Here is a 21778-nt window from a genome sequence, read left to right as displayed (position 1 = left end):
AGAACGGGGGCGGGCGCGCCCGGTTCGGTCTCCCATCCTAGGCGTGCGGGCCGGGCAGGCCGCCGACCGCGGCGGATTCCACCCGCAGCGGACAGCCGGCCGACGCCCCTGACCGGTGAGGCCTCCGTTGGTAGGCTGGAGACTTCCCCGGGGTCCGTGCTGGACCTCGGGTGTTCGTGCTGCCCGCGCCTGTCCGATCGGTGCGGCGACCCTGTCTCCCGAGGAGTCATCCGATGAGCCTGACCGGTCTGCGCACCGCACTGGAGGACGAGTCCGGCGTCGCCCGGCTCGCCCGCCTGTCCCGTGCCGGCGCCGACGCCCCGGAGTCGCTGGAGATCAGCGCCCCCGCCGGGCTGCGCGCCGCACTCCTGACCGAGCTGGTCACCGGGATGGGGGAGGCCGGTGCCGGACGGGACGGTGGCCGGGCTCCGGTCGCGCTCGCCGTCACCGCGACGGACCGCGAGGCCAACGACCTCGTCGACGCCCTGAGCTGCTACCTGCCCGCCGGTTCCGTCGAGGTGTTCCCCGCGTGGGAGACGCTGCCCCACGAGCGGCTGTCGCCGCGCTCGGACACCGTCGGCACCCGGCTGCACGTGCTGCGCCGGCTCGCCCACCCCGAGAAACCGGCCGGGGGAGCACCCGGGCGGGACGCCGCGGCCCTGCGGGTTGTCGTCGCCCCCGTCCGCGCCGTCGTCCAGCCCGTCGTCGCGGGCCTGGAGGACCTCGAGCCGGTCACCATCGCCGTGGGCGAGGACCATCCCTTCGACGGCCTGATCGCCGCGCTGTCCGCCGCCGCCTATGCGCGCGTGGACATGGTCACCCGGCGCGGCGAGTTCGCCGTGCGCGGCGGCATCCTCGACGTCTTCGCCCCCACCGCCGACCACCCCGTGCGGATCGAGTTCTTCGGCGACGAGGTCGAGAACATGCGGTACTTCTCGGTGGCGGACCAGCGGTCCCTTCCCGGAGAGGAACTGCAGAGCCTCTACGCCCCGCCGTGCCGCGAACTGCTGATCACCCCCGCCGTCGCGGACCGCGCCGCCGCGCTGATGCCCGCGATGCCCGGCGCCGCCGCGATGCTCGAGAAGATCGCCGCGGGCATCGCCGTCGAGGGCATGGAGTCCCTCGCCCCGGTGCTGGCCGACGGGATGGTGCCTGTCGTCGAGCACCTGCCCGACGGGTCCGTGCTCGTGCTGATCGAGCCCGAGAAGGTGCGCACCCGTGCCCACGACCTGGAGAACACGAACGCGGAGTTCCTCGCCGCGGCCTGGGCGTCCGCGGGCGACGGCGGCACCGCCCCGCTCGAGCTCGGTGACGCCGGGCGCGGACTGGAGGCCGGCGGCTTCGCCTCGCTGGCGGACACCCGCACGAACGCGCTCGACGCCGGCGTGCGGTGGTGGGCGATGTCGTCCTTCGTCCAGCCCGACGACCTCCTGCCTGACGTGGACACCCTGCGCGTGGACGCCCGGGAGCCGCACCGCTTCCAGGGCGACGTCGAGCAGATGCTCACCTTCCTCGGCGGCCGGGTCCGCGACGACTGGCGCATCGTCGTCACGACGCCCGGCCCCGGACCGGCGCAGCGCATCGCCGAGCTGCTGCACGACGCCGACATCCCCGCCGCCCGGGTCGACGACATCGGCGGCGTGCCCGAGCCCGGCATCGTCCACATCACCACCGGGGCGGCCGACGGCGGCTTCGTCGTCGAGTCGCTCAAGCTCGGGCTGCTCACGGAGGCCGACCTGCTCGGCCGCGCCAGCGCGTACGGCACCCGCGAGATGCGCAGGATGCCCGCCCGGCGGCGGCGCAACGCCGTCGACCCGCTCAGCCTCACCGCCGGGGACTCCGTCGTGCACGAGCAGCACGGCATCGGCCGCTTCGTCGAGCTGATCCAGCGCACCACCGGTGTCGGCAAGGCCCGCACCACCCGCGAATACCTCGTCATCGAGTACGCCCCGGCCAAGCGGGGTGCCCCGGGCGACCGGTTGTTCGTCCCCACCGACCAGCTCGACCAGGTGACCCGCTACGTCGGCGGCGACGCGCCCGCGCTGTCCAAGATGGGCGGCAGCGACTGGTCACGGACGAAGAACCAGGCGCGGCGCGCGGTCAAGGAGATCGCCGGCGAGCTGATCCGCCTGTACTCGGCGCGGATGGCCTCCCGCGGCCACGCGTTCGGGCAGGACACCCCGTGGCAGCGCGAGCTCGAGGAGGCGTTCCCGTACGTCGAGACGCCGGACCAGCTGACCACGATCAACGAGGTCAAGGCCGACATGGAGCGGGAGGTCCCGATGGACCGGCTGATCTCCGGCGACGTCGGCTACGGCAAGACCGAGATCGCCGTCCGCGCCGCGTTCAAGGCCGTGCAGGACGGCAAGCAGGTGGCCGTGCTCGTGCCCACCACGCTGCTCGTCCAGCAGCACTTCGAGACGTTCTCCGAGCGCTTCTCGGGCTTCCCCGTGCGGATCCGGGCCCTGTCCCGCTTCCAGACGGCCAAGGAGTCGAAGGAGACGATCGCGGGGCTGGGCGAGGGCAGCGTCGACGTCGTGATCGGCACCCACCGGCTGCTCTCCGACCAGGTCCAGTTCAAGGACCTCGGCCTGGTGATCGTCGACGAGGAGCAGCGGTTCGGCGTCGAGCACAAGGAGCAGCTGAAGAAGCTGCGCACCAACGTGGACGTCCTCGCGATGAGCGCCACCCCGATCCCGCGCACCCTGGAGATGGCGGTCACCGGCATCCGGGAGATGTCGACCCTGGCCACCCCGCCGGAGGAGCGCCACCCGGTGCTGACCTACGTCGGGCCGTACACGGACCAGCAGGTCACCGCCGCGATCCGGCGCGAGCTGATGCGCGAGGGCCAGGTGTTCTTCGTGCACAACCGGGTCTCCTCGATCGAGCGGACCGCCGCGCACCTGCAGCAGCTGGTCCCGGAGGCGCGGATCGCCGTCGCCCACGGGCAGATGAGCGAGTCGAAGCTCGAGCAGATCATCGTCGACTTCTGGGAGCGGCGGTTCGACGTGCTGATCTGCACGACGATCATCGAGACGGGTCTGGACATCGCCAACGCGAACACCCTGATCATCGACCGGGCCGACTCCTACGGGCTGTCCCAGCTGCACCAGCTGCGCGGACGTGTGGGACGTGGCCGGGAACGGGCGTACGCGTACTTCCTGTTCCCGTCCGAGAAGCCGCTCGGGGAGGTCGCGCTCGAACGGCTCAAGGCCGTCGCCCAGCACAACGAGCTCGGCGCCGGCATGCAGCTGGCGATGAAGGACCTCGAGATTCGCGGTGCCGGCAACCTGCTCGGCGGTGAGCAGTCCGGCCACATCGCCGGCGTCGGTTTCGACCTCTACCTGCGGCTCGTGGGGGAGGCCGTCTCCGACTTCCGGGGCGAGAAGGACGAGTCGCCCGCGGAGATGAAGATCGAGCTGCCGGTCAACGCGCACCTGCCCGAGGAGTACGTGCCGGGGGAGCGGCTGCGGTTGGAGGCCTACCGCAAGCTGGCCGCCGCCTACACGGACGAGGCCATCGACGAGGTCCGCATCGAGCTGACCGACCGGTACGGCGAGCCGCCGGCCGAGGTGGAGAACCTGCTGGCCGTCGCCCGGTTCCGGATCGCGGCCCGCGCCGCCGGGCTGAGCGAGGTGATCGCCCAGGGCGCCATGGTCCGCTTCGGCCCGATCGCCGACCTGCCCGAGTCCCGCCAGATGCGCCTGACCCGCATGTACCCCGGGACCCTGGTCAAGCCGGCGCTGAACGCGGTGCTGATCCCGCGGCCGAAGTCGGCGCCGATCGGCGGCATCGACCTGACCGACGAGGCCATCCTGACGTGGGCGCGCGGCGTCATCGACAGCGTGTTCGCGCCCGAGCCCGCCGTCGCCGGCTGACGCCCGACGACGCTGATACGCAGCAGGACCCCGGCCGGGTGGCCGGGGTCCTGCTGTCTGTCGCTCGGGCGGCGGCGCTCAGCGGCCGGCGTGCTCCTTGCGGGTGGGCCGGGAGAAGCCGATGAAGTAGGCGAGGGACGCGATGAGGATCGCGGCCGGCATCGCCCACCAGGTGGCGGGATTGTTGTGGTCGACGAAGCTCATCAGGTAGATGCCGACGAGGAAGACGACGAACAACACGACGAAGGTCACGATGTTCTGGACGAAGCGACCCTCGCCGGAGTGCTGGCGGTGCGGGTTGTCGTCCATCGGTTCGCGCCGCTCCTCCCAGTCGTCGCGGGGCGCCCGACCTGTCGCTGACGTGCTCATGCTTCCTCCGGTGGTTCGCGATCGATGACTGCCCCCATCGTACCCACCGCCGCGCGCGGATACCGGTCGCGTCAGTACCCGCTGCCGGTCCCGCCGGTGACGATGGCGATGCCCGAGCTGGCGCCGATGCGGGAGGCGCCTGCCGTGATCATGGCCAGGGCGTCCTCCCGGGTGCGGACCCCGCCGGAGGCCTTGACGCCGAGCTGTTCGCCCACGACGCGGCGCATCAGCGCGATGTCCTCGACGGTCGCGCCGCCGCCGCCGAACCCGGTGGAGGTCTTGACGAAGTCGGCGCCGGCGTCGACGGCGCAGCGGCACGCGAACTCCTTCTGCTCGTCGGTGAGCATCGACGTCTCGATGATGACCTTGAGCGTGGCCTGGCTGACGTGCACCGCCTCCGCGACCGCGGCGATGTCGACGACGACGGCGTTGCGGTCCATCGCGATCACGGACGGGATGGTGATGACCATGTCGACCTCGTCGGCGCCGTCCAGGCACGCGCCGCGGGCCTCGTAGACCTTGACGTCGGTGGGGGTGGACCCGAACGGGAACGCCGCGACCGAGCAGGTGAGCACCGCGGTGCCGCGCAGGGCCTGACGGGCGGTGGAGACCCACAGCGGGTTGACGCACACCGACCGGAACCCGTGGTCGACGGCCTCCCGGCACAGCGTGAGGACCTCCTCGCGCGAGGTGTTCGGCTTGAGCAGGGTGTGGTCGATGTAGCCAGCGAGCTCGGCCGCGGTCAGGGACGTCGCGTCCACGCTGTTCGAGGGCATCGGGGGCCTTTCGTCGGGAGTCGGATCCATGCTCGCACACCGGCAGCGGGCGCCGTCCCGCGCCGTACCCCGCAAGTCGGCGGCGCCGGCGGCCGGGGCGCGGGCTCAGTCCTGGCGGGGGGAGAGGTCGAGCAGCTCGCGCAGGTCGGCGGCGATCGCGTCCAGGGACGCGTCCGCGCGTGCCGTCGCCGCGGGCAGCTCGGCCCGGGACGCCGCAGGGACGACGACCTCGAGGTAGCACTTGAGCTTCGGCTCGGTGCCGGACGGGCGCACGATCACCCGGTTGCCCGCCTCGGTCACCCAGTAGAGGCCCTCGGTGGGGGGCAGGGCGGCGAGGCCGGGAACGGACTCATCGGCGGCGAGGTCGACGGCGACGACGACGGCGGACCCGTCGAACGTCGTCGGGCCGCCCTCCCGCACGCGGTGCATCATGGCGTCCAGCAGCCCGAGGTCGGAGACGCGGACGGAGAGCTGCCGGGTGCGGTGCACGCCGTGCAGCAGGAACAGCTCGTCGAGGACGTCGATCAGGGTGCGGCCCTCGGCCTTCGCGTCGGCGGCCAGTTCCGCGGCGAGCAGGCCGGCGCTGATGCCGTCCTTGTCCCGCACCGCGGCCGGGTCCACGCAGTAGCCGAGCGCCTCCTCGTACCCGAAGGAGAGCCCCGGCGTGCGGGTGATCCACTTGAAGCCGGTGAGGGTGACCCGGTGCTCGACGCCGGCGGCCCGGGCGATGCGCGACAGCAGCCGGGAGGAGACGATCGAGTTGGCGAACACGAGCCGGCCGGTGCCGGCCGGGACGGGGCCGTCCTCGGTGGCCCGGCGCTCGCGGTCGAGCACGTGGGCTCCGAGCAGCGCCCCGGTCTCGTCGCCGGTCAGCACCCGGTAGTCGCCGTCGTGCCGCACGGCGAGGGCCACGCGGTCCGCATCGGGATCGTTGGCGATGACCAGGTCGGCGTCCCGTTCCCGGGCGGCGGCGAGGGCCAGGTCCAGCGCGCCGGGCTCCTCCGGGTTGGGGAAGGCGACGGTGGGGAAGTCCGGGTCCGGCTCGGCCTGCTCGGCCACCACGTGCACGTCGGTGAAGCCCGCGTCGGTCAGTACGCGGCGCATCGTCGCGCCGCCGACGCCGTGCATCGGGGTCAGCACGACGCGCAGGTCCCGCGCCTCGAACACCTCCGGGAGCAGCAGCGTCGTGACGTCGGCGCGGTACTCGTCGGCGATCGAGGCGTCGAGGACCCTCCAGCCGTCGGCGGCCAGCGGCACCGCGGCCGGGTCGACGGGGTCGACGGCACGGATCCGTTCGGCGATCGCCGCGTCGACAGGGCTGACGATCTGGGCGCCGCGGCCGTCGTCGTCGCTGGCCCGGCCGCCCAGGTACACCTTGTAGCCGTTGTCCTGCGGCGGGTTGTGGCTCGCGGTGACCATCACCCCCGCCTCGGCGTCCAGCCGGCGGACCGCCCGGGCGAGCACGGGGGTCGGCAGGGCCGCCGGCATCAGCAGCGCCTCGACACCGGCCGCCGTGAACACGGCCGCGGTGTCGGCGGCGAACACGTCGGAGTGGTGGCGCGCGTCGAAGCCGATCACCGCGCGCGGGGTGTACGCGCCGGCGGCGACGTCGAGCAGGTACCGCGCGAGGCCGGCGGCCGCCTGGCGGACCACGAGCCGATTCATCCGAGCCGGTCCGGCACCGAGCGCGGCCCGCAGGCCGGCCGTGCCGAACGTCAGCGGACCGGCGAACTGGTCGGCGATCCGCTCCCGCGCGGCCTCGTCCCCGGCCGCGGCCGCGTCGACGTCGGCGAGCAGCTCGTCCCGGGTCCGCGGGTCCGGATCGGCGTCCGCCCAGGCCCGGGCGGCCGCGAGAAGACCGTCGGGTGCGCCCGCGGCTTCGCCCGTGGGGGACGCGGCGTCGGGCGTGGGGGAGGGAGACGGGGACGACGACGTCCGCTGCTGGCTCATACGTGTTCCTCGGGTGGGTGCGGCGGTGTCGGGGGGGAGGGCGACGCCGTCGGTCAGAGCCGGCGGACGATGCCGGCGAGCAGCGCGCTGATCCGGGGGCCGGCGTCCTGCCCGGCCTGCAGCACCTCGGCGTGACTGAGCGGTTCGTCGCTGATGCCGGCGCCGAGATTGGTCACCAGCGAGATGCCGAACACCTCCATGCCGGCGTGCCGGGCGGCGATGGCCTCGAGCGCGGTGGACATGCCGACCAGGTCGGCACCGAGCACGCGCGCCATCCGCACCTCGGCCGGGGTCTCGTAGTGCGGGCCGGGGAACTGGGCGTAGACGCCCTCGGTCAGCTCCGGGTCCACCTCGCGGGCGAGGTCCCGGATCCGCGGGGAGTACAGGTCGGTCAGGTCGACGAACGTCGCCCCCTCGAGCGGCGACGCGCCGGTCAGGTTGAGGTGGTCGGCGATCAGCACGGGCGAGCCGGGGCCCACCTCCGGGCGCAGGCCGCCGCAGCCGTTGGTCAGGATCATCGTGCTCGCGCCGGCCGCGGCCGCGGTACGCACCCCGTGGGCGACGGCGCGGACGCCGCGGCCCTCGTAGTAGTGGGTGCGGGCGCCGAGGACGAGGACGTGGCGGCCGGTCTCGGTGCGCACGGAGCGGATGGTGCCGACGTGGCCGGCGACGGCGGGCTTCGCGAACCCGGGCACGTCGGTGGCGTCCAGCTCGGCCACGGTCTGCCCGATCAGCTCGGCGGCGCCTCCCCAGCCGGAGCCGAGCACCAGGCCGATGTCGTGCCGCTCGACGCCGGTGCGCTCGGCGATGACGTCGGCCGCGGACGCGGCCAGGGCGAAGGGATCGTCGGTCGTGGGGGTGCTCACCCGTCCGACCCTACCGGCTGCCACGGATGAGGTTGCTCACGCTCGGCGCCGGTTCCCGCACGTCGGCGGCGCCTCGCTGGGCGGAGGCTTTGCCCTGGCCCGAGCCGATGGACGACAATGGGCGCCGTGAAGAATCAGCTGGACTACTCGTCGTTGCGTCTCGGGATCATCGGCGGCGGCCCGGGCGGCTACGAAGCCGCCATGGTCGCCTCCTCGCTGGGGGCCGAGGTGACCATCGTGGAGTCGCAGGACGTCGGCGGCAGCGCGGTGCTCACCGACGTCGTCCCGTCCAAGACGCTGATCGCCACCGCCGACGCCATGACGGCCGCCGCCGACGCGGACGCGCTCGGCATCAAGTTCGCCTCCGCGGGCGGCGCCACCGGCGACACCCCCGGGCTGGACACGACGACGCCGGCGCCGGCCATGTGGGCCGACCTGGCCGGCGTCAACCAGCGGCTGCTCAAGCTCGCCCGGGACCAGTCCAACGACATCCACGCCACCCTGGAGCGCAAGGGTGTGCGGATCGTCTGCGGACGGGGCCGGCTGCTGCCCGATCACACCATCGAGGCCACCACCGACGCCGGCACCGAGCTGATCGAGGTGGACGCCGTCCTGCTGGCCGTCGGCGCGAGCCCGCGGGAGCTGCCGTCCGCCACGCCGGACGGCGAGCGGATCCTGAACTGGAAGCAGGTCTACAACCTCGACGCGCTGCCCGAGCACCTGATCGTCGTCGGCTCCGGCGTCACGGGCGCCGAGTTCGCGTCCGCGTTCGTGGGCCTCGGCGCGGAGGTCACGCTGATCTCCTCCCGCGACCGGGTGCTGCCGGGGGAGGACCCCGATGCCGCCGCCGTGCTGGAGGACGTGCTGCAGAAGCGCGGGCTGAACCTGCTGGCCCGCTCCCGGGCCACCGCCGTCGAGCGCACGGAGAACGGCGTCCTCGTCACGCTGGCGGACGGCAGCACGGTCGAGGGCTCGCACTGCCTGCTCGCCGTGGGCGCCGTGCCGAACACGGCGGATCTCGGGCTCGACGACGCCGGGGTGGCGCTCACCGAGTCCGGGCACATCGTCGTCGACGGCGTCTCCCGAACGACGGCCTTCAACGTCTATGCGGCGGGGGACTGCACGGGCGTGATGCCGCTGGCCTCGGTCGCCGCGATGCAGGGCCGCATCGCCGTCGCGCATCTGCTGGGCGACGCGGTCAAGCCGCTGCGGATCAAGCAGGTCTCGTCCAACATCTTCACCTCCCCGGAGATCGCCACGGTCGGCGTCACCGAGGCGGACGTCGAGTCGGGCCAGTACCAGGCGGACGTCTTCACCCTGTCCCTGAACTCGAACGCGCGGGCCAAGATGATGCACGTCAAGGACGGCTTCGTGAAGGTGTTCGCACGGCAGGGCTCCGGCACGGTGATCGGCGGCGTCGTCGTCGGACCCCGCGCCTCCGAGCTGATCTACCCGCTGGCCATCGCCGTCAGTCAGAAGCTCAACGTGGACGACATCGCCTCCACCTTCACCGTCTACCCCTCGCTGTCGGGCTCGATCGCCGAGGCGGCCCGCCGCCTGCACGTCCACCAGTAGGACCCGGGGGACCACCCCCACACGACGCCAGCTCGTCAATAGATGTCGCATCCACCCCGGAATCGGGGCCGGATGGAGCATCTATTGACGAGCTGGCGTTCGTCGTCAGGGAGGTGCTCGTTACGGGGAGGTGGTCTCCACCGCGACGGTCGCGGCCTCGTCCTCGAGGGTGTCGAGGTCGCGATGGCGGGTCTCCCGGGTGAACCAGAGGGCGATGAACGTCAGGACGCCCATGAACGCCAGGTACGCGCCAACCCAGCCGACGCCGACGCTCTGCACCAGCGCATCCGCGACGAACGGGGTGATCGCCGCGCCCAGGATGGAGGCCACGTTGTACGCGATGCCGGAGCCGGTGTACCGGGTGTTCGTCGGGAACAGCTCGGGCAGCACGGCGGACATCGGGCCGAAGGTCAGGCCCATCAGCGCCATCCCGATGCACAGGAACAGCAGCATCAGGCCCATGTTGGCGTTCGCGCCGGTGCCCATCACGTCGCGGCTGAGGAACAGGCTGAAGCAGAAGCCGAAGACGATGATCAGACCGGTGATCACCAGCAGGGTGGGCCGGCGGCCGTACCGGTCGGCGAGCCAGCCGGAGATCGGCACGAATGCGGCGAAGAAGAGGATGGCGACCAGCTGCAGGACCAGGAAGTCGCGGTAGCCGATCCCGAGCTTGCCCTGGGCGGTGGGGCCGATGGCGTAGGAGAGGATCCACGTGGTCATCAGGTAGAACACGCCGTAGGTGGCGAGCATGATGAACGTGCCCTGGACGACCTGCACCCAATTGCGCCGGAAGACCTCGCCGAGCGGGGCCTTGACCTTTTCCCCGCGGGCGACGGCGCGGGCGAAGACCGGGGTCTCCTCGAGCTTGATCCGCACGTAGAGGCCGATGGCGACGATGATGATCGAGAGCAGGAACGGCAGGCGCCAGCCCCAGGTGAGGAACGGGCCGTCGAACAGCGGCTTGGTGGAGTCGTGCCCGAAGACCAGGGTCAGCACCAGGAACAGGCCGTTGGCGAAGAAGAAGCCGATCGGGGCGCCGAGCTGGGGCCACATCGCCGCCCACGCGCGCTTGCCCTTCGCGGCGGTCTCGGTGGCCAGCAGGGCCGCGCCGGACCACTCGCCGCCCAGACCCAGACCCTGGGCGAAGCGCATGATGGCGAGCAGGGCGGGCGCGAACACGCCGATCTGCTGGTAGGTCGGCAGCAGGCCGATGAGGAACGTGGCGATGCCCATGGTCAGCAGCGACCCGAGCAGGGTGGCCTTGCGGCCGACGCGGTCGCCGAAGTGGCCGAACAGGACGGAACCGATCGGGCGGGCCACGAAGGCGACGCCGAAGGTGGCGAGGGATGCGAGGACGGCGGCACCGTCGTTGCCCTTCGGGAAGAAGAGCAGCGGGAAGACCGAGATCGCCGCGGTGGCGTAGACGTAGAAGTCGTAGAACTCGATCGAGGTGCCGACCAGGCTCGCCACGATGATGCGGCGGCGGGGGACGGTGGGGGTCGCGGCGCCGTCGGTGGCGGCGGCGTCCGCGGGGCCCGGATGTGATGTGGACACGGGTGCTCCTTGTGCGAGTGAGACGCAGGAAATCTACGCCCATGACCACATCGCGGACAACAGTGTCCGACATCCGGACCGCCCTGGACGGCCCGGATGTCTCCGGACGCCGGCGGCGTCAGTCGGTGATGGTGGCGATGATCGCCCCGGCCGACACGGTGGCGCCCGCCGCCGTCGTCAGGCCCGAGATCGTTCCGGACCGGTGCGCGGTCAGCGGCTGCTCCATCTTCATCGCCTCGAGCACGACGACCAGGTCGCCCTCGCTGACGGTGTCCCCGTCGGCGACCGCGACCTTGACGATCGTGCCCTGCATCGGCGAGGTCAGGGCGTCGCCGTCGACGGCCGGCCCGGCCGCGGAGCGACTGGTGCGCGGCTTGCGGGAGGCCCGCACGGCGGTCGACGCGGACTTGACCGTGGAGGAGATGAACGCCGGGAGCACCACCTCGAGCCGCTTGCCGCCCACCTCGACCGTGACCCGCTGCCGCTCGTCCTCCGCGGTGTCGGAACCGGCCGGGCCGTGCGGCGGGATGGTGTTGACGAACTCGGTCTCGATCCAGCGCGTGTGCACCCGGAACGGACCACCGTCGGTGGGGGCGAACGCGGGATCGACGACGACGGCCCGGTCGAACGGGGCGACGGTCGGCATGCCCTCGACGACCAGCTCGGCCAGCGCCCGGCGGGACCGCTCGAGCGCCTGCTCGCGGGTGGCGCCGGTGACGATGAGCTTGGCGAACATCGAGTCGAAGTTGCCGCTGACGGTCTCGCCCGCCTCGACGCCGGAGTCGACGCGCACGCCGGGGCCGGAGGGGAAGGTCAGCGTCGTCAGGGTACCGGGGGCGGGCATGAAGTTCCGGCCCGGGTCCTCGCCGTTGAGCCGGAACTCGAAGGCGTGGCCGCGGACCTGCGGGTCGTCGTAGCCCAGGGCCTCGCCGCGGGCGATGCGGAACTGCTCGCGCACCAGGTCCAGCCCGGTGACCTCCTCGGAGACCGGGTGCTCGACCTGCAGGCGGGTATTGACCTCGAGGAAGGAGATGGTGCCGTCCTGCCCGACGAGGAACTCGCAGGTGCCGGCGCCCTCGTAACCCGTCTCCGTGAGGATGGCCTTGGACGCCGCGTACAGGCGGGCGTTCTGCTCCTCGCTCAGGAACGGGGCGGGCGCCTCCTCGACCAGCTTCTGGTTGCGGCGCTGGAGGGAGCAGTCGCGGGTGGAGACGACGACGACGTGGCCGTGCGCGTCCGCGAGGCACTGCGTCTCGACGTGGCGGGGCGCGTCGAGGAATCGTTCGATGAAGCACTCACCGCGGCCGAACGCCGCGACGGCTTCCCGGACGGCGGACTCGTAGAGCTCGGGGATCTCCTCGCGGGTGCGGGCGACCTTGATGCCGCGGCCGCCGCCGCCGTGGGCGGCCTTGATCGCCACCGGCAGGCCGTACTCGTCGGCGAAGGCGACCACCTCGTCGGCGCTCCGGACGGGGTCCGCGGTGCCGGGCACGAGCGGGGCGCCGACCTTCTCGGCGATGTGCCGGGCGGAGACCTTGTCCCCGAGCGCGGCGATCGCCGCCGGCGGCGGACCGATCCAGGTCAGCCCGGCGTCGATGACGGCCTGGGCGAACTCGGCGTTCTCGGAGAGGAAGCCGTATCCCGGGTGCACGGCGTCCGCGCCGGACTGGCGGGCGACGTCGAGCAGCTTGGTGATGACGAGGTAGGACTCGGCCGCCGTCGTCCCGCCGAGGGCGTACGCCTCGTCCGCGAGCCGCACGTGCAGGGCGTCCCGATCGGGGTCCGCGTACACGGCGACCGAGGAGAGTCCCTCGTCCCGGGCGGCGCGGATCACGCGAACGGCGATCTCCCCACGGTTGGCGATGAGGACTTTCGAGATGGCTCGTGACACGGGACGTGAACTCCTTCGGTGACCTTCCGGAACCCTATCGCTCTTGGTGGCTTCGGCCTACGGATCGCCGGGTTCACGCGTTGCGACGCCCGAATCGTTGTTGAATCCCTACAAATTGCGCGGAAGCGGGGTCGTCACGCCCAGAGGGTGGTGATGTCCTCACCGAGCCGGCCGAGCAGGGTGCGCAGGGTCGTGACCGACAGGCCGATGACGGCGTGCGGGTCTCCGTCGACGCGGCGGATGAAGGCGGACCCGCGGGAGTCGATGGTGAAGGAGCCGGCCACGGTCAGCGGCTCGCCGGTCGCGACGTAGGCGGCGATCTCGGCGTCCGTCATGGTCGCGAAGTGCACCTCGGCGCTGGCGATCGCGCCGGCCGCCGCCCCGCCCGGCGCCGCGTCGGAGCCGGCGTCGGTCCCGGTCACGCGCTCGGGCCGGGTGTCGATCAGCCAGTGCCCGGTGTAGAGCACGCCCGACCGGCCGCTCATCGCGGTGATCCGCTCGGTGGCCCGTGCGGGGGTGTACGGCTTGCCGTAGGCGACACCGTCGAAGGAGAACACCGAGTCGCAGCCGAGCACGAGCGCGCCGGGGCCGGGCTCGTTCGCCTTCTCGGCCAGCGTCGCCGCGACCGCCTCGGCCTTCGCGCGGGCGAGCAGGAGGGCGGTCTCGGCCGGGTCGGTCACCCCGTGCCGGGCGACGACGGCGTCCTCGTCCACGTCCGAGACCTGGATCCGGTGGGCGATGCCCGCGTCGGTGAGCAGCTTGGTGCGGGCGGGGGACGCGGAGGCAAGGATCAGGTCGAGTGGACGGCTCAGCGTGGGGGTGTGGCTCGGCTCGGGCATCCGTTCAGCGTAACCGGGGGTGGTGGGCGGCCCGACGGCGATCGCCGGTCGGGCCCGGGAACACGAACGGGCCGGGCCGCCCTCCGACGAGGACGACCCGGCCCGTTCGTGCGCCCCGCCAAGCGGCGGGGCAGTGTGGCGTGACTCAGCCGCGCGTGCCCACGAGGCCGGTGCGCTGCCCGTCGTCGGCGGACTCCGCCGGAACCGCGGCGGTCTCCTGGGCGACCTCGCGCACGTCGTCGGTGAACGGCGCACCGCTGCGGGGCGCGTTGTACAGCGCCTCGTCGAGCATGCCCTGGCGCTTGGCGACGATCGTCGGCACGAGCGCCTGACCGGTGACATTCAGGGCGGTGCGACCCATGTCGAGGATCGGGTCGATGGCCAGCAGCAGGCCGACGCCCTCGAGCGGCAGCCCCAGCGTCGAGAGGGTCAGCGTGAGCATGACGGTCGCGCCGGTGGTGCCGGCGGTCGCGGCCGAGCCGAGCACGGAGACGACGACGATGAGCAGGTACTGCCCGATGTTCAGGTCCACGTGGAAGAACTGCGCCACGAAGATCGCGGCGACGGCCGGGTAGATGGCCGCGCAGCCGTCCATCTTCGTCGTCGAGCCCAGCGGCACGGCGAAGGACGCGTAGCCGGAGGGGACGCCGAGGTTGCGCTCGGTGACTCGCTGGGTCAGCGGCATGGTGCCGATCGAGGAGCGGGAGACGAAGCCGAGCTGCGCGGCCGGCCACACGCCCGAGAAGAACTGCTTGACGCTCAGGCCGTGCGCCTTGACCAGGACCGGGTACACGACGAAGGCGACGAGGGCCAGGCCGACGTACACGGTGAGGATGAACCAGCCGAGGGAGCCGATGGTGTCCCAGCCGTACTCGGCGACGGCGCGGCCGATCAGGCCGATGGTACCGATCGGGGCGAGGCGGATGATCCACCACAGCACCTTCTGGATGACGGCGAGCGCCGACTTCGTGAGGTTGAGGAACGGCTCGGCCGGCTTGCCGACCTTCAGGGCCGCAATGCCGACGGCGATCGCGATCACGAGGATCTGCAGGACGTTGAAGCTGACCGCGGTGGTCGCGGCGCCGTCCGCCACGGTGGTGTCCGCGCCCAGGCCGAGGAAGTTGCCCGGGATGAGGCCCTGGAGGAAGGCCCACCAGCTACCGGTGTTCCCGGTGTACTGCGCGGGGGCCTGGCCGCCGGCGCCCGCGCCCGGGCGGAAGAGGACGCCGAGGCCGATACCGATCACCACGGCGATGAGGGCGGTGATGGCGAACCACAGCAGGGTGTTCCACGCGAGCCGGGCGGCGTTGGAGACCTGCCGCAGGTTGGCGATGGAGCTGACCACGGCGGTGAAGATGAGGGGGACGACGGCGGCCTTGAGCAGGGAGACGTAGTCCGCGCCGATGGTGTGCAGCGTCGTCGTCAGCCAGTTGGGCGACGTCTTCGGGTCCCCGCCCATCGCCTTGGCCACCAGGCCGAGGACGATACCGATGACGAGGGCCGCGATGATCTGGACGCCGAAGGACGTCATCCACCGGGGGAGGGTGCGAGTGCGGCGATCCGCCGCGGAAGTCTGGGAAGTCACCGATAGAGAATAGTCGGCGCTCTATATCAAAGTACAGGGAATATGTCGAATTGTGACGTCGGCTGCGTCACATGCCCACCGGAACCGGCAACCCCGTCCTCGGCCGTTCCATTCCCCGGCCACCACGCCAGCTCGTCAACAGATGCTCGATCCGGGCCCTGCGGACCCGGTTTCTGTGCATCCAGTGACGAGCTGGCGAGGGAGTAGCAGATCAGGCGGCGGGTAGCAGCGCTCGGCGGAGCGTGTCCAGGCCCACCGAGCCGAGCGAGAGCGCCCGGGTGTGGAACGCCTTCAGGTCGAAGGCGTCGCCCTCGCGGGCGCGGACCTCGTCACGGGTCTGCTCCCACAGCCGCTGGCCGATCTTGTAGGCCGGCGCCTGGCCCGGCCAGCCGAGGTACCGGGTCCACTCGAAGTCGAGCTGGCCCTCCGAGATGGCGATGTTCTTGCGCAGGAACGCCCGGCCGTTGTCGGCGTCCCACGTGCCGGTGCCCCAGCGCTCGGGAACCGGCAGCTGAAGGTGGACGCCGAGGTCGAACACGACGCGGGCCGCGCGCATCCGCTGGGCGTCGAGCATGCCGAGCCGGTCGCCCGGGTCGTCGAGGTAGCCGAGATCGGCCATCAGGCGCTCCGCGTACAGCGCCCAGCCCTCGCCGTGGCCGGAGACCCAGCACGCACTGCGACGCCAGTCGTTCAGCACGTCCTTCTTCATCGTCTGGTAGCCCATCTGCAGGTGATGGCCCGGCACACCCTCGTGGTAGACGGTGGTCTTCTCCTTCCACGTTGTGAACGTGGTCTCGCCCGCGGGCACGGACCACCACATCCGGCCGGGACGGGAGAAGTCGTCGGCCGGCGGCGTGTAGTAGATGCCGCCCTCCTGCGTGGGGGCGATCATGCACTCGAGCGTGCGCATGATCTCGGGGATCTCGAAGTGGGTGCCGGCCAACGCCGCGACGGCGTCGTCCGAGGTGGACTGCATCCAGGCCCGCAGCGCGTCGGTGCCGTCGAGCTGCCGCGCCGGGTCGGCGTTGAGCACCTCGATCGCCTCGGGAATGCCGGCCCCGGCCTTGATCTGCCCGGCGACCTCCTCCTGCTCGGCGATGATCCGGTCCAGTTCCGCGACGCCCCAGGCGTACGTCTCGTCCAGGTCGACGGCGGAGCCGAGGAACTGGCGCGAGTGCAGGGCGTACCGCTCGCGGCCGACGGCGTCGGCCGTCGGCGCCACGGGCCGCAACTCGGTGGCGAGGTAGTCGCGCAGCTTCGCGTACCCGGCACGGGCGGCGTCCGCGCCGCGCTCCAGGTCGGCGGCGACGGAACCGGGCAGCTCACCGTTGCCCGTGCGGGCGCCGGAGACGAGGCTCGCGAAGTAGCCCTCGTCGCCGACGTAGCGGCCGATCTGCTCGACCACGGTGTCGACCTGGCGGACGGCGGCCACCTCGCCGCGGCCGGCGGCGTCGCGCAGGGAGGCGACGTAGCCGTCGAGGGCGGCCGGGATGTTCGCCAGCCTGCCCGCGATGTGGGACCACTGCTCGGCCGTCTCGGTCGGCATCAGGTCCAGGACGCTGCGGATCTCCTGAGCCGGGGAGGCGATGTTGTTCAGCTCGCCGATGTCGTGCCCGGCGTCGTGGATCTCGAGCGCGAGGCCGAGGCGCTCGTCGAGGGCATCGAGGGTGACGACGTCGACGTCGTCCTCGGGGCGAAGCTTCGCGGCGGCGTCGCGGGTCTGCCGGGCGGCGTCGGCCGCGGCCCGGTAGCCGTCGGGGGAGTAGTCGCGGTACTCGGTCTCATGGCCGGCCTTGCCCATGACGGTGGCGAAGGCGGGGTCCAGGTCGAACAGGGTCTGGGTGTACCCGTTCGCCAGCTCGTCGAGGGTGGTCGGGGTGCGGGGGGCGTCGGATCGTGTGGTGTCGGTCACGGGTCGAGCCTAGCGGGCGTCGGTGACACTCCCGGCTGGCGTCCCGGCACGCCGGCCGCTGGCGCCGAGGCGGCGTGGCCGTCTATCCTGCCCATGAAGTTGAGCGTTCAACTTCTGGGGGCCGCCATGGGGGCGGCGCGATCATCAGGGGGATCCATGGTTCTGTCGCTGCGCCGTGCGCGCACACTCACCTCGCTCGCCGTCGCCGGCGCGCTCACGCTGGCCGGCGCCGCCGCCGCCGCACCCGCGCAGGCGGCGCCGACCGACTCGACCCGCGTCTCGAGCATCACCGCCGGGCCGTCGACGGTCGTGAAGTACGGGCAGATCACCGTCGCCGGCGGCGTGCAGAAGTACACCAGCGGTGCCTGGCGCGCCTCCGCCGGCGCTCCGGTCGCGGTGTACTTCGACCCGGCGGGCACCGCGCCGAACGCGCTCGTCCGCACCGTGAAGTCCGCGACGAACGGCACCTACAGCACCCGGTTCACCGCGACCCGCAGCGGTGTGTGGACCGTCCGGTCCGCGGCGACGACGACGCTGAAGGCCTCCGCGGTCAGTGCGCGCCGCACCGTCACCGTCGTGACGTCGCGCGCCGGCACCGCCCGTCCCGCCAGCCCGTGGACGTGCCCGTCGTGGGCGCCGATCAAGGGCAACGCGTCCAGCGGCATCTTCCACCGGCCCGGCCAGCGGTACTACGCCGTCACCAAGCCCGAGGTCTGCTTCGTCTCCTCGGCCGCCGCCGTCGCCAACGGGTACCGCGCCGCGAAGGTCTGACGCGTCCGCATCGCTCCGAGGCCGTCGTCCCGCTGCGCGGGGCGGCGGCCTCGGTCGTTCCCGCACCCGCGATCACCGGTGCAGCCGTTCCGACCAGCCGCGCTCCCCGCGTTCCGCGGAACCCTTGACGGCGCGCATCGCGCCGCTCTATCGTCGTAAGTGAATGAGCATTCATTCAGTGTGAACAGTCATTCATTGGTGAGACGGACGGAGGCACGAATGCCGACGATCGACGCGACGACGGATGCCACCGAGGCTGCCCACGACGCGCGCACCGAGGCGCGTCGACGCCAGCTCCTCGCAGCCGCCGCCCGCCTGATGGCCGAGCACGGCTCGCCCAACGTGTCGATGCAGGCGGTGGCCGACGGGGCCGGCGTCAGCGTCGGGCTGATCTATCGCTACTTCGGCGGCAAGCAGGACCTGCTCCAGGCCGTCATCGTCAGCGTGCTCGAGTCCTTCGCCACCCGCGTCGCGGAGGCGATCGGGGACGAGCCGGATCCCGTCCGGCGGATCGCGGCCGCCTTCGCCGGCTACTGCGACGTCATCCACGACGAGCGCGAAGCGGCCCTGCTGGCCTATCGCGAGACGAAGTCCCTCGACCCCGAGGGCCGGCGCGTGCTCATGGACCTCGAGGTGCAGACCGCGCAGCCGCTCGTCGCGGCCGTGACGGACGCGGTCGACGCCGGACTGATCCGGCCGGTCAACGTGCCGGTCTTCGCCTACCAGCTGCTGATGACGGCCCACTCGTGGGCGCTCAAGCACTGGTACTTCGGCACCCGCATCGCCCACGCCGACTTCGTCGCCGAGCACACGGCCCTCGCCCTCTCCGCCGTGCTGCGTCCCGAGACCCGGAACCACTACACCGACCTGCTCGGCACCCTCGCCTGAATCGCCGCTCCGACACCACCGCTCCGACAGCACCGCTCCGACACCGATCGACCCGCTGGGAAGGACCACCATGACGACGACGACCGACTCCCCGACCACGGCCTTCGAGGACATCCTCTACGAGGTGGACGGCCCGACCGCCGTCATCACCATGAACCGGCCCGCGCGCTACAACGCCTTCCGCGGCCGCACCGTCGAGGAGCTGATCAGGGCCTTCCGCGCCGCGTGGGCGGATCGGTCCGTGCAGGCGGTGATCCTCACCGGCGCCGGGGAGAAGGCGTTCTGCACCGGCGGGGACGTCAAGCAGCGCGCGGAGACCGGCGACTACGGGCCCACCGAGTCCGGCATGTTCGAGATCGGCTACCTGCACAAGCTGATCCGGGACATTCCCAAGCCCGTCATCGCCGCGGTGAACGGCCTGGCCATCGGCGGCGGCCACGTGCTGCACGTGCTGTGCGACCTGTCCATCGCCTCCTCGACCGCCCGCTTCGGGCAGTCCGGGCCGAAGGTCGGCTCCTTCGACGCGGGATTCGGCTCGGCCTACCTGGCCCGGGTGGTGGGGGAGAAGCGGGCCCGGGAGATCTGGTACCTGTGCCGCCAGTACGACGCCGCCACCGCCGAGCGCTGGGGTCTGGTCAACGCCGTCGTCGAACCGGAGCGTCTGCTCGACGAGGCGAAGGCGTGGGCCGCGGAGATCGCCGAGAAGAGCCCCACGGCCCTGCGATTCCTCAAGCAGTCCTTCAACGCCGACACCGACCACCAGGCGGGCCTGAGCAACATGGCGATGTCCGCCCTCGACCTGTTCGTCGCCTCGCCCGAGGGGGCCGAGGGCGCCGCGGCGTTCGCCGAGAAGCGGCAGCCCGAGTTCAACCGGTACGTGCAGACCCACTGACCGCCGGCACCCGTTCCGACCGGCAGCCCCCCTCCGACGACGCAGAGAGGCCGAACGCACCCATGGACTTCACCCTCACCGAGTCCCAGCACCGCCTGGTCAAGGAGGCGCGCTCGGTCGCCGAGCAGATCGCCCCCGGCTACCGGCAGCGCGAGATCGACCGCCGGATCGACCCGGACCTGCGCCGGGAGATCGGCGGGCGCGGCCTGATCGCCCCCGAACTGCCCTCCGCCTTCGGCGGCCGGGACGAGCCGCGCCTGAGCTCGGGCCTGATCACCGAGGAGATCGCCCGCGGCGACTTCAACGTCGCGTACCTGCAGGTCGTCGGGTCCCTGGTGGGCCAGATCCTGCTGGCGAACGCGACGAGCGACGTCGCCCGGCGCTGGGTACCGCGGATCACCAGCGGTGACGGGATCGTCGCGATCGGCCTCTCGGAGCCGACCGCCGGCTCCGACGCCGGCAACCCGTCGCTCACGGCCCGGCGTGAGCGCGGGGGCTGGGTGCTCGACGGCACCAAGTCGATGTCCTTCGCCCTGCAGGCCGACGCCGCCGTCGTGTTCGCGAAGACCGACGACGCGCAGCGCCGCGGCCGCGGCATCAGCGCGTTCGTCACCGACCTGCACGCCGACGGCGTCACCCTCGAGGCCGTCGAGGACATGGGCACCCGCGCCGTCACCCGCGGCCTGGCCCACTACACCGAGGCGTGGATCCCCGACGAGCACCTGCTCGGCAGCGAGGGGCAGGCGTTCACCCAGGTGATGCAGGGCTTCGACTTCTCCCGCGCCCTGATCGGGCTGCAGTGCATCGGCGCCGCCGCCGTCAGCGTCGAGGAGACGTGGGAGTACGTCAAGGGGCGGGAGGCCTTCGACAAGCCGCTGAGCAGCTTCCAGGGGGTCGCGTTCCCGCTGGCCGAGAGCGAGACGCTGCTGACCGCCGCCCGGCTGCTCTGCCACCAGGCGCTGTGGCTCAAGGACGAGGGACTGCCGCACACCTCGCAGGCCGCGATGTGCAAGTGGTGGGCGCCGAAGACCGCCTACGAGGTGATCAACTCCTGCCTGCTCCTGCACGGCCAGTCCGGCTACCGCACCGACCGGCCGCTCGAGCAGCGACTGCGCGACGTGCTGGGCCTGCAGATCGGCGACGGCACCGCCCAGATCATGAAGCTGATCATCGCCCGCCAGGCGGTCGGCCGCGAGTTCGCGCCCTGACGCCGTCCCGACCGACCCGATCACCCACCCACCACGCGGAGCCAGGAGAACCCATGGGAAAGCTCGAGAACAGGATCGCCGTCGTCACCGGTGCGGCCAGCGGCATCGGCAGGGGCATCGCCACCAAGCTCGCCGCCGAGGGCGCGACCGTCGTCGTCAGCGACATCAACGAGGCCGCCGCCAGGGAGACGGCCGCGAGCCTCGGCGGACCGGCGATCGGCCTCCACACCGACGTGACGTCCCGCGAGTCCGTCGACGACGCCGTCCGCGCGGTGATGGCCGAGTTCGGCCGGATCGACATCCTCGTCAACAACGCCGGGTGGGACAAGGTCGGGCCGTTCGTCGACAGCGACGTCGAGGACTGGGACCGGGTGATCGGCATCAACCTCTACGGCACGCTGCACTGCAGTCAGGCCATGCTGCGCGCGATCGCCGAGCAGGACGGGGGCCAGGATCGCGCCACCATCGTCAACGTCGGCTCGGACGCCGCCCGGGTCGGCTCCTCGGGGGAAGCGGTGTACTCGGCGGCCAAGGGCGGCATCGTCGCCTTCACCAAGACCCTCGCCCGGGAGACCGCCCGGCAGAACATCACCGTCAACGCGGTGTGCCCCGGCCCCGCCGACACGCCCCTGTTCGCCGGCATCAGCGAGGAGAACCCGAAGCTGCGGGCCGCGCTGGAGAAGGCCATCCCGCTGCGCCGGCTCGCACAACCGGAGGACCTGGCCAACGCCGTCGCCTTCCTCGCCTCCGACGAGGCCTCCTACATCACCGGCCAGACCCTGTCCGTCTCCGGCGGACTCACGATGATCTGATATCCCCTCGAG

16 protein-coding genes are annotated in these 21778 nt (G+C 72.1%); 7 read left to right on the top strand and 9 right to left on the bottom strand.

What is annotated here, in order from left to right; translation table 11 throughout:
• The first annotated feature begins 233 nt into the window (after positions 1 to 233).
• On the top strand, positions 234 to 3878 hold the full coding sequence (gene mfd, locus BGP79_RS14010; RefSeq protein WP_076696514.1) for a transcription-repair coupling factor: 3645 nt from the start codon (positions 234 to 236) through the stop codon (positions 3876 to 3878).
• Between the two features lie 78 nt (positions 3879 to 3956).
• On the opposite strand, the gene BGP79_RS14005 is transcribed toward mfd, so the two are convergent.
• From BGP79_RS14005 to BGP79_RS13990, 4 genes are all read right to left on the bottom strand, one after another.
• On the bottom strand, positions 3957 to 4247 hold the full coding sequence (locus BGP79_RS14005; RefSeq protein ID WP_143588431.1) for a hypothetical protein: 291 nt from the start codon (positions 4245 to 4247) through the stop codon (positions 3957 to 3959).
• Positions 4248 to 4318: 71 nt separating this feature from the next.
• On the bottom strand, positions 4319 to 5023 hold the full coding sequence (gene deoC, locus BGP79_RS14000) for a deoxyribose-phosphate aldolase (protein WP_076696509.1): 705 nt from the start codon (positions 5021 to 5023) through the stop codon (positions 4319 to 4321).
• A 105-nt stretch (positions 5024 to 5128) separates the two neighbouring features.
• Positions 5129 to 6973 (bottom strand): phospho-sugar mutase, encoded by a 1845-nt coding sequence (locus BGP79_RS13995; protein ID WP_083701946.1) that lies wholly within the window; start codon positions 6971 to 6973, stop codon positions 5129 to 5131.
• Between the two features lie 53 nt (positions 6974 to 7026).
• Positions 7027 to 7839: a purine-nucleoside phosphorylase gene (locus tag BGP79_RS13990; protein ID WP_076696507.1), complete on the bottom strand. Its 813-nt coding sequence runs from the start codon at positions 7837 to 7839 to the stop codon at positions 7027 to 7029.
• 117 nt (positions 7840 to 7956) lie between these two features.
• On the opposite strand from BGP79_RS13990, the gene BGP79_RS13985 reads away from it, so the two are divergent.
• On the top strand, positions 7957 to 9414 hold the full coding sequence (locus BGP79_RS13985; protein ID WP_076696505.1) for an NAD(P)H-quinone dehydrogenase: 1458 nt from the start codon (positions 7957 to 7959) through the stop codon (positions 9412 to 9414).
• 120 nt (positions 9415 to 9534) lie between these two features.
• Here the strand turns inward: BGP79_RS13985 and BGP79_RS13980 are convergent, their stop codons facing one another.
• The 5 genes from BGP79_RS13980 to BGP79_RS13960 form a co-directional block, all read right to left on the bottom strand.
• On the bottom strand, positions 9535 to 10968 hold the full coding sequence (locus tag BGP79_RS13980; RefSeq protein ID WP_076696503.1) for an MFS transporter: 1434 nt from the start codon (positions 10966 to 10968) through the stop codon (positions 9535 to 9537).
• Between the two features lie 118 nt (positions 10969 to 11086).
• On the bottom strand, positions 11087 to 12859 hold the full coding sequence (locus BGP79_RS13975) for a biotin carboxylase N-terminal domain-containing protein (protein ID WP_076696501.1): 1773 nt from the start codon (positions 12857 to 12859) through the stop codon (positions 11087 to 11089).
• A gap of 134 nt (positions 12860 to 12993) precedes the next feature.
• A complete protein-coding gene (locus BGP79_RS13970) occupies positions 12994 to 13698 on the bottom strand; it encodes a nucleoside triphosphate pyrophosphatase (protein WP_076696500.1) in 705 nt (234 codons plus the stop codon).
• A gap of 145 nt (positions 13699 to 13843) precedes the next feature.
• Complete coding sequence (locus BGP79_RS13965; protein ID WP_076696498.1) at positions 13844 to 15229, bottom strand: dicarboxylate/amino acid:cation symporter; 1386 nt, start codon at positions 15227 to 15229, stop codon at positions 13844 to 13846.
• Between the two features lie 265 nt (positions 15230 to 15494).
• Positions 15495 to 17195 carry a DUF885 domain-containing protein gene (locus tag BGP79_RS13960; protein ID WP_076696496.1) on the bottom strand — a complete coding sequence of 567 codons (1701 nt, stop codon included), beginning with the start codon at positions 17193 to 17195 and terminating at the stop codon, positions 15495 to 15497.
• Between the two features lie 156 nt (positions 17196 to 17351).
• Here BGP79_RS13960 and BGP79_RS13955 point away from each other — a divergent pair, with 156 nt between their 5' ends.
• The 5 genes from BGP79_RS13955 to BGP79_RS13935 all read left to right on the top strand — a co-directional run bounded on the left by BGP79_RS13955 (position 17352) and on the right by BGP79_RS13935 (position 21766).
• Entirely contained in the window at positions 17352 to 17966 is a 615-nt protein-coding gene (locus BGP79_RS13955; RefSeq protein ID WP_076696494.1) for a hypothetical protein, read from the top strand.
• Positions 17967 to 18185: 219 nt separating this feature from the next.
• Positions 18186 to 18854 (top strand): TetR/AcrR family transcriptional regulator, encoded by a 669-nt coding sequence (locus tag BGP79_RS13950; RefSeq protein WP_076696492.1) that lies wholly within the window; start codon positions 18186 to 18188, stop codon positions 18852 to 18854.
• A gap of 70 nt (positions 18855 to 18924) precedes the next feature.
• Positions 18925 to 19746, top strand: coding sequence for an enoyl-CoA hydratase-related protein (locus BGP79_RS13945; protein ID WP_076696490.1), 822 nt, complete (start codon positions 18925 to 18927; stop codon positions 19744 to 19746).
• Positions 19747 to 19808: 62 nt separating this feature from the next.
• Entirely contained in the window at positions 19809 to 20954 is a 1146-nt protein-coding gene (locus tag BGP79_RS13940) for an acyl-CoA dehydrogenase family protein (RefSeq protein WP_076696488.1), read from the top strand.
• Between the two features lie 53 nt (positions 20955 to 21007).
• Entirely contained in the window at positions 21008 to 21766 is a 759-nt protein-coding gene (locus BGP79_RS13935) for an SDR family NAD(P)-dependent oxidoreductase (protein ID WP_076696486.1), read from the top strand.
• Positions 21767 to 21778: the final 12 nt, after the last annotated feature.

Source organism: Tersicoccus sp. Bi-70 (genome assembly GCF_001968825.1).
Classification (GTDB): domain Bacteria; phylum Actinomycetota; class Actinomycetes; order Actinomycetales; family Micrococcaceae; genus Tersicoccus.
Note: the sequence above shows the minus strand (reverse complement) of the source record. Positions and strands in the feature narration are given on the sequence as shown.

Coding starts and splice junctions, on each gene's coding strand:
- BGP79_RS13965 (WP_076696498.1), bottom strand. CDS start 15,229: ATGACGTCCTTCGGCGTCCAGATCATCGCGGCCCTCGTCATCGGTATC.
- BGP79_RS13995 (WP_083701946.1), bottom strand. CDS start 6,973: ATGAGCCAGCAGCGGACGTCGTCGTCCCCGTCTCCCTCCCCCACGCCC.
- mfd (WP_076696514.1), top strand. CDS start 234: ATGAGCCTGACCGGTCTGCGCACCGCACTGGAGGACGAGTCCGGCGTC.
- deoC (WP_076696509.1), bottom strand. CDS start 5,023: ATGCCCTCGAACAGCGTGGACGCGACGTCCCTGACCGCGGCCGAGCTC.
- BGP79_RS13950 (WP_076696492.1), top strand. CDS start 18,186: ATGCCGACGATCGACGCGACGACGGATGCCACCGAGGCTGCCCACGAC.
- BGP79_RS13955 (WP_076696494.1), top strand. CDS start 17,352: ATGGTTCTGTCGCTGCGCCGTGCGCGCACACTCACCTCGCTCGCCGTC.
- BGP79_RS13935 (WP_076696486.1), top strand. CDS start 21,008: ATGGGAAAGCTCGAGAACAGGATCGCCGTCGTCACCGGTGCGGCCAGC.
- BGP79_RS13945 (WP_076696490.1), top strand. CDS start 18,925: ATGACGACGACGACCGACTCCCCGACCACGGCCTTCGAGGACATCCTC.
- BGP79_RS14005 (WP_143588431.1), bottom strand. CDS start 4,247: ATGAGCACGTCAGCGACAGGTCGGGCGCCCCGCGACGACTGGGAGGAG.
- BGP79_RS13940 (WP_076696488.1), top strand. CDS start 19,809: ATGGACTTCACCCTCACCGAGTCCCAGCACCGCCTGGTCAAGGAGGCG.
- BGP79_RS13970 (WP_076696500.1), bottom strand. CDS start 13,698: ATGCCCGAGCCGAGCCACACCCCCACGCTGAGCCGTCCACTCGACCTG.
- BGP79_RS13985 (WP_076696505.1), top strand. CDS start 7,957: ATGGGCGCCGTGAAGAATCAGCTGGACTACTCGTCGTTGCGTCTCGGG.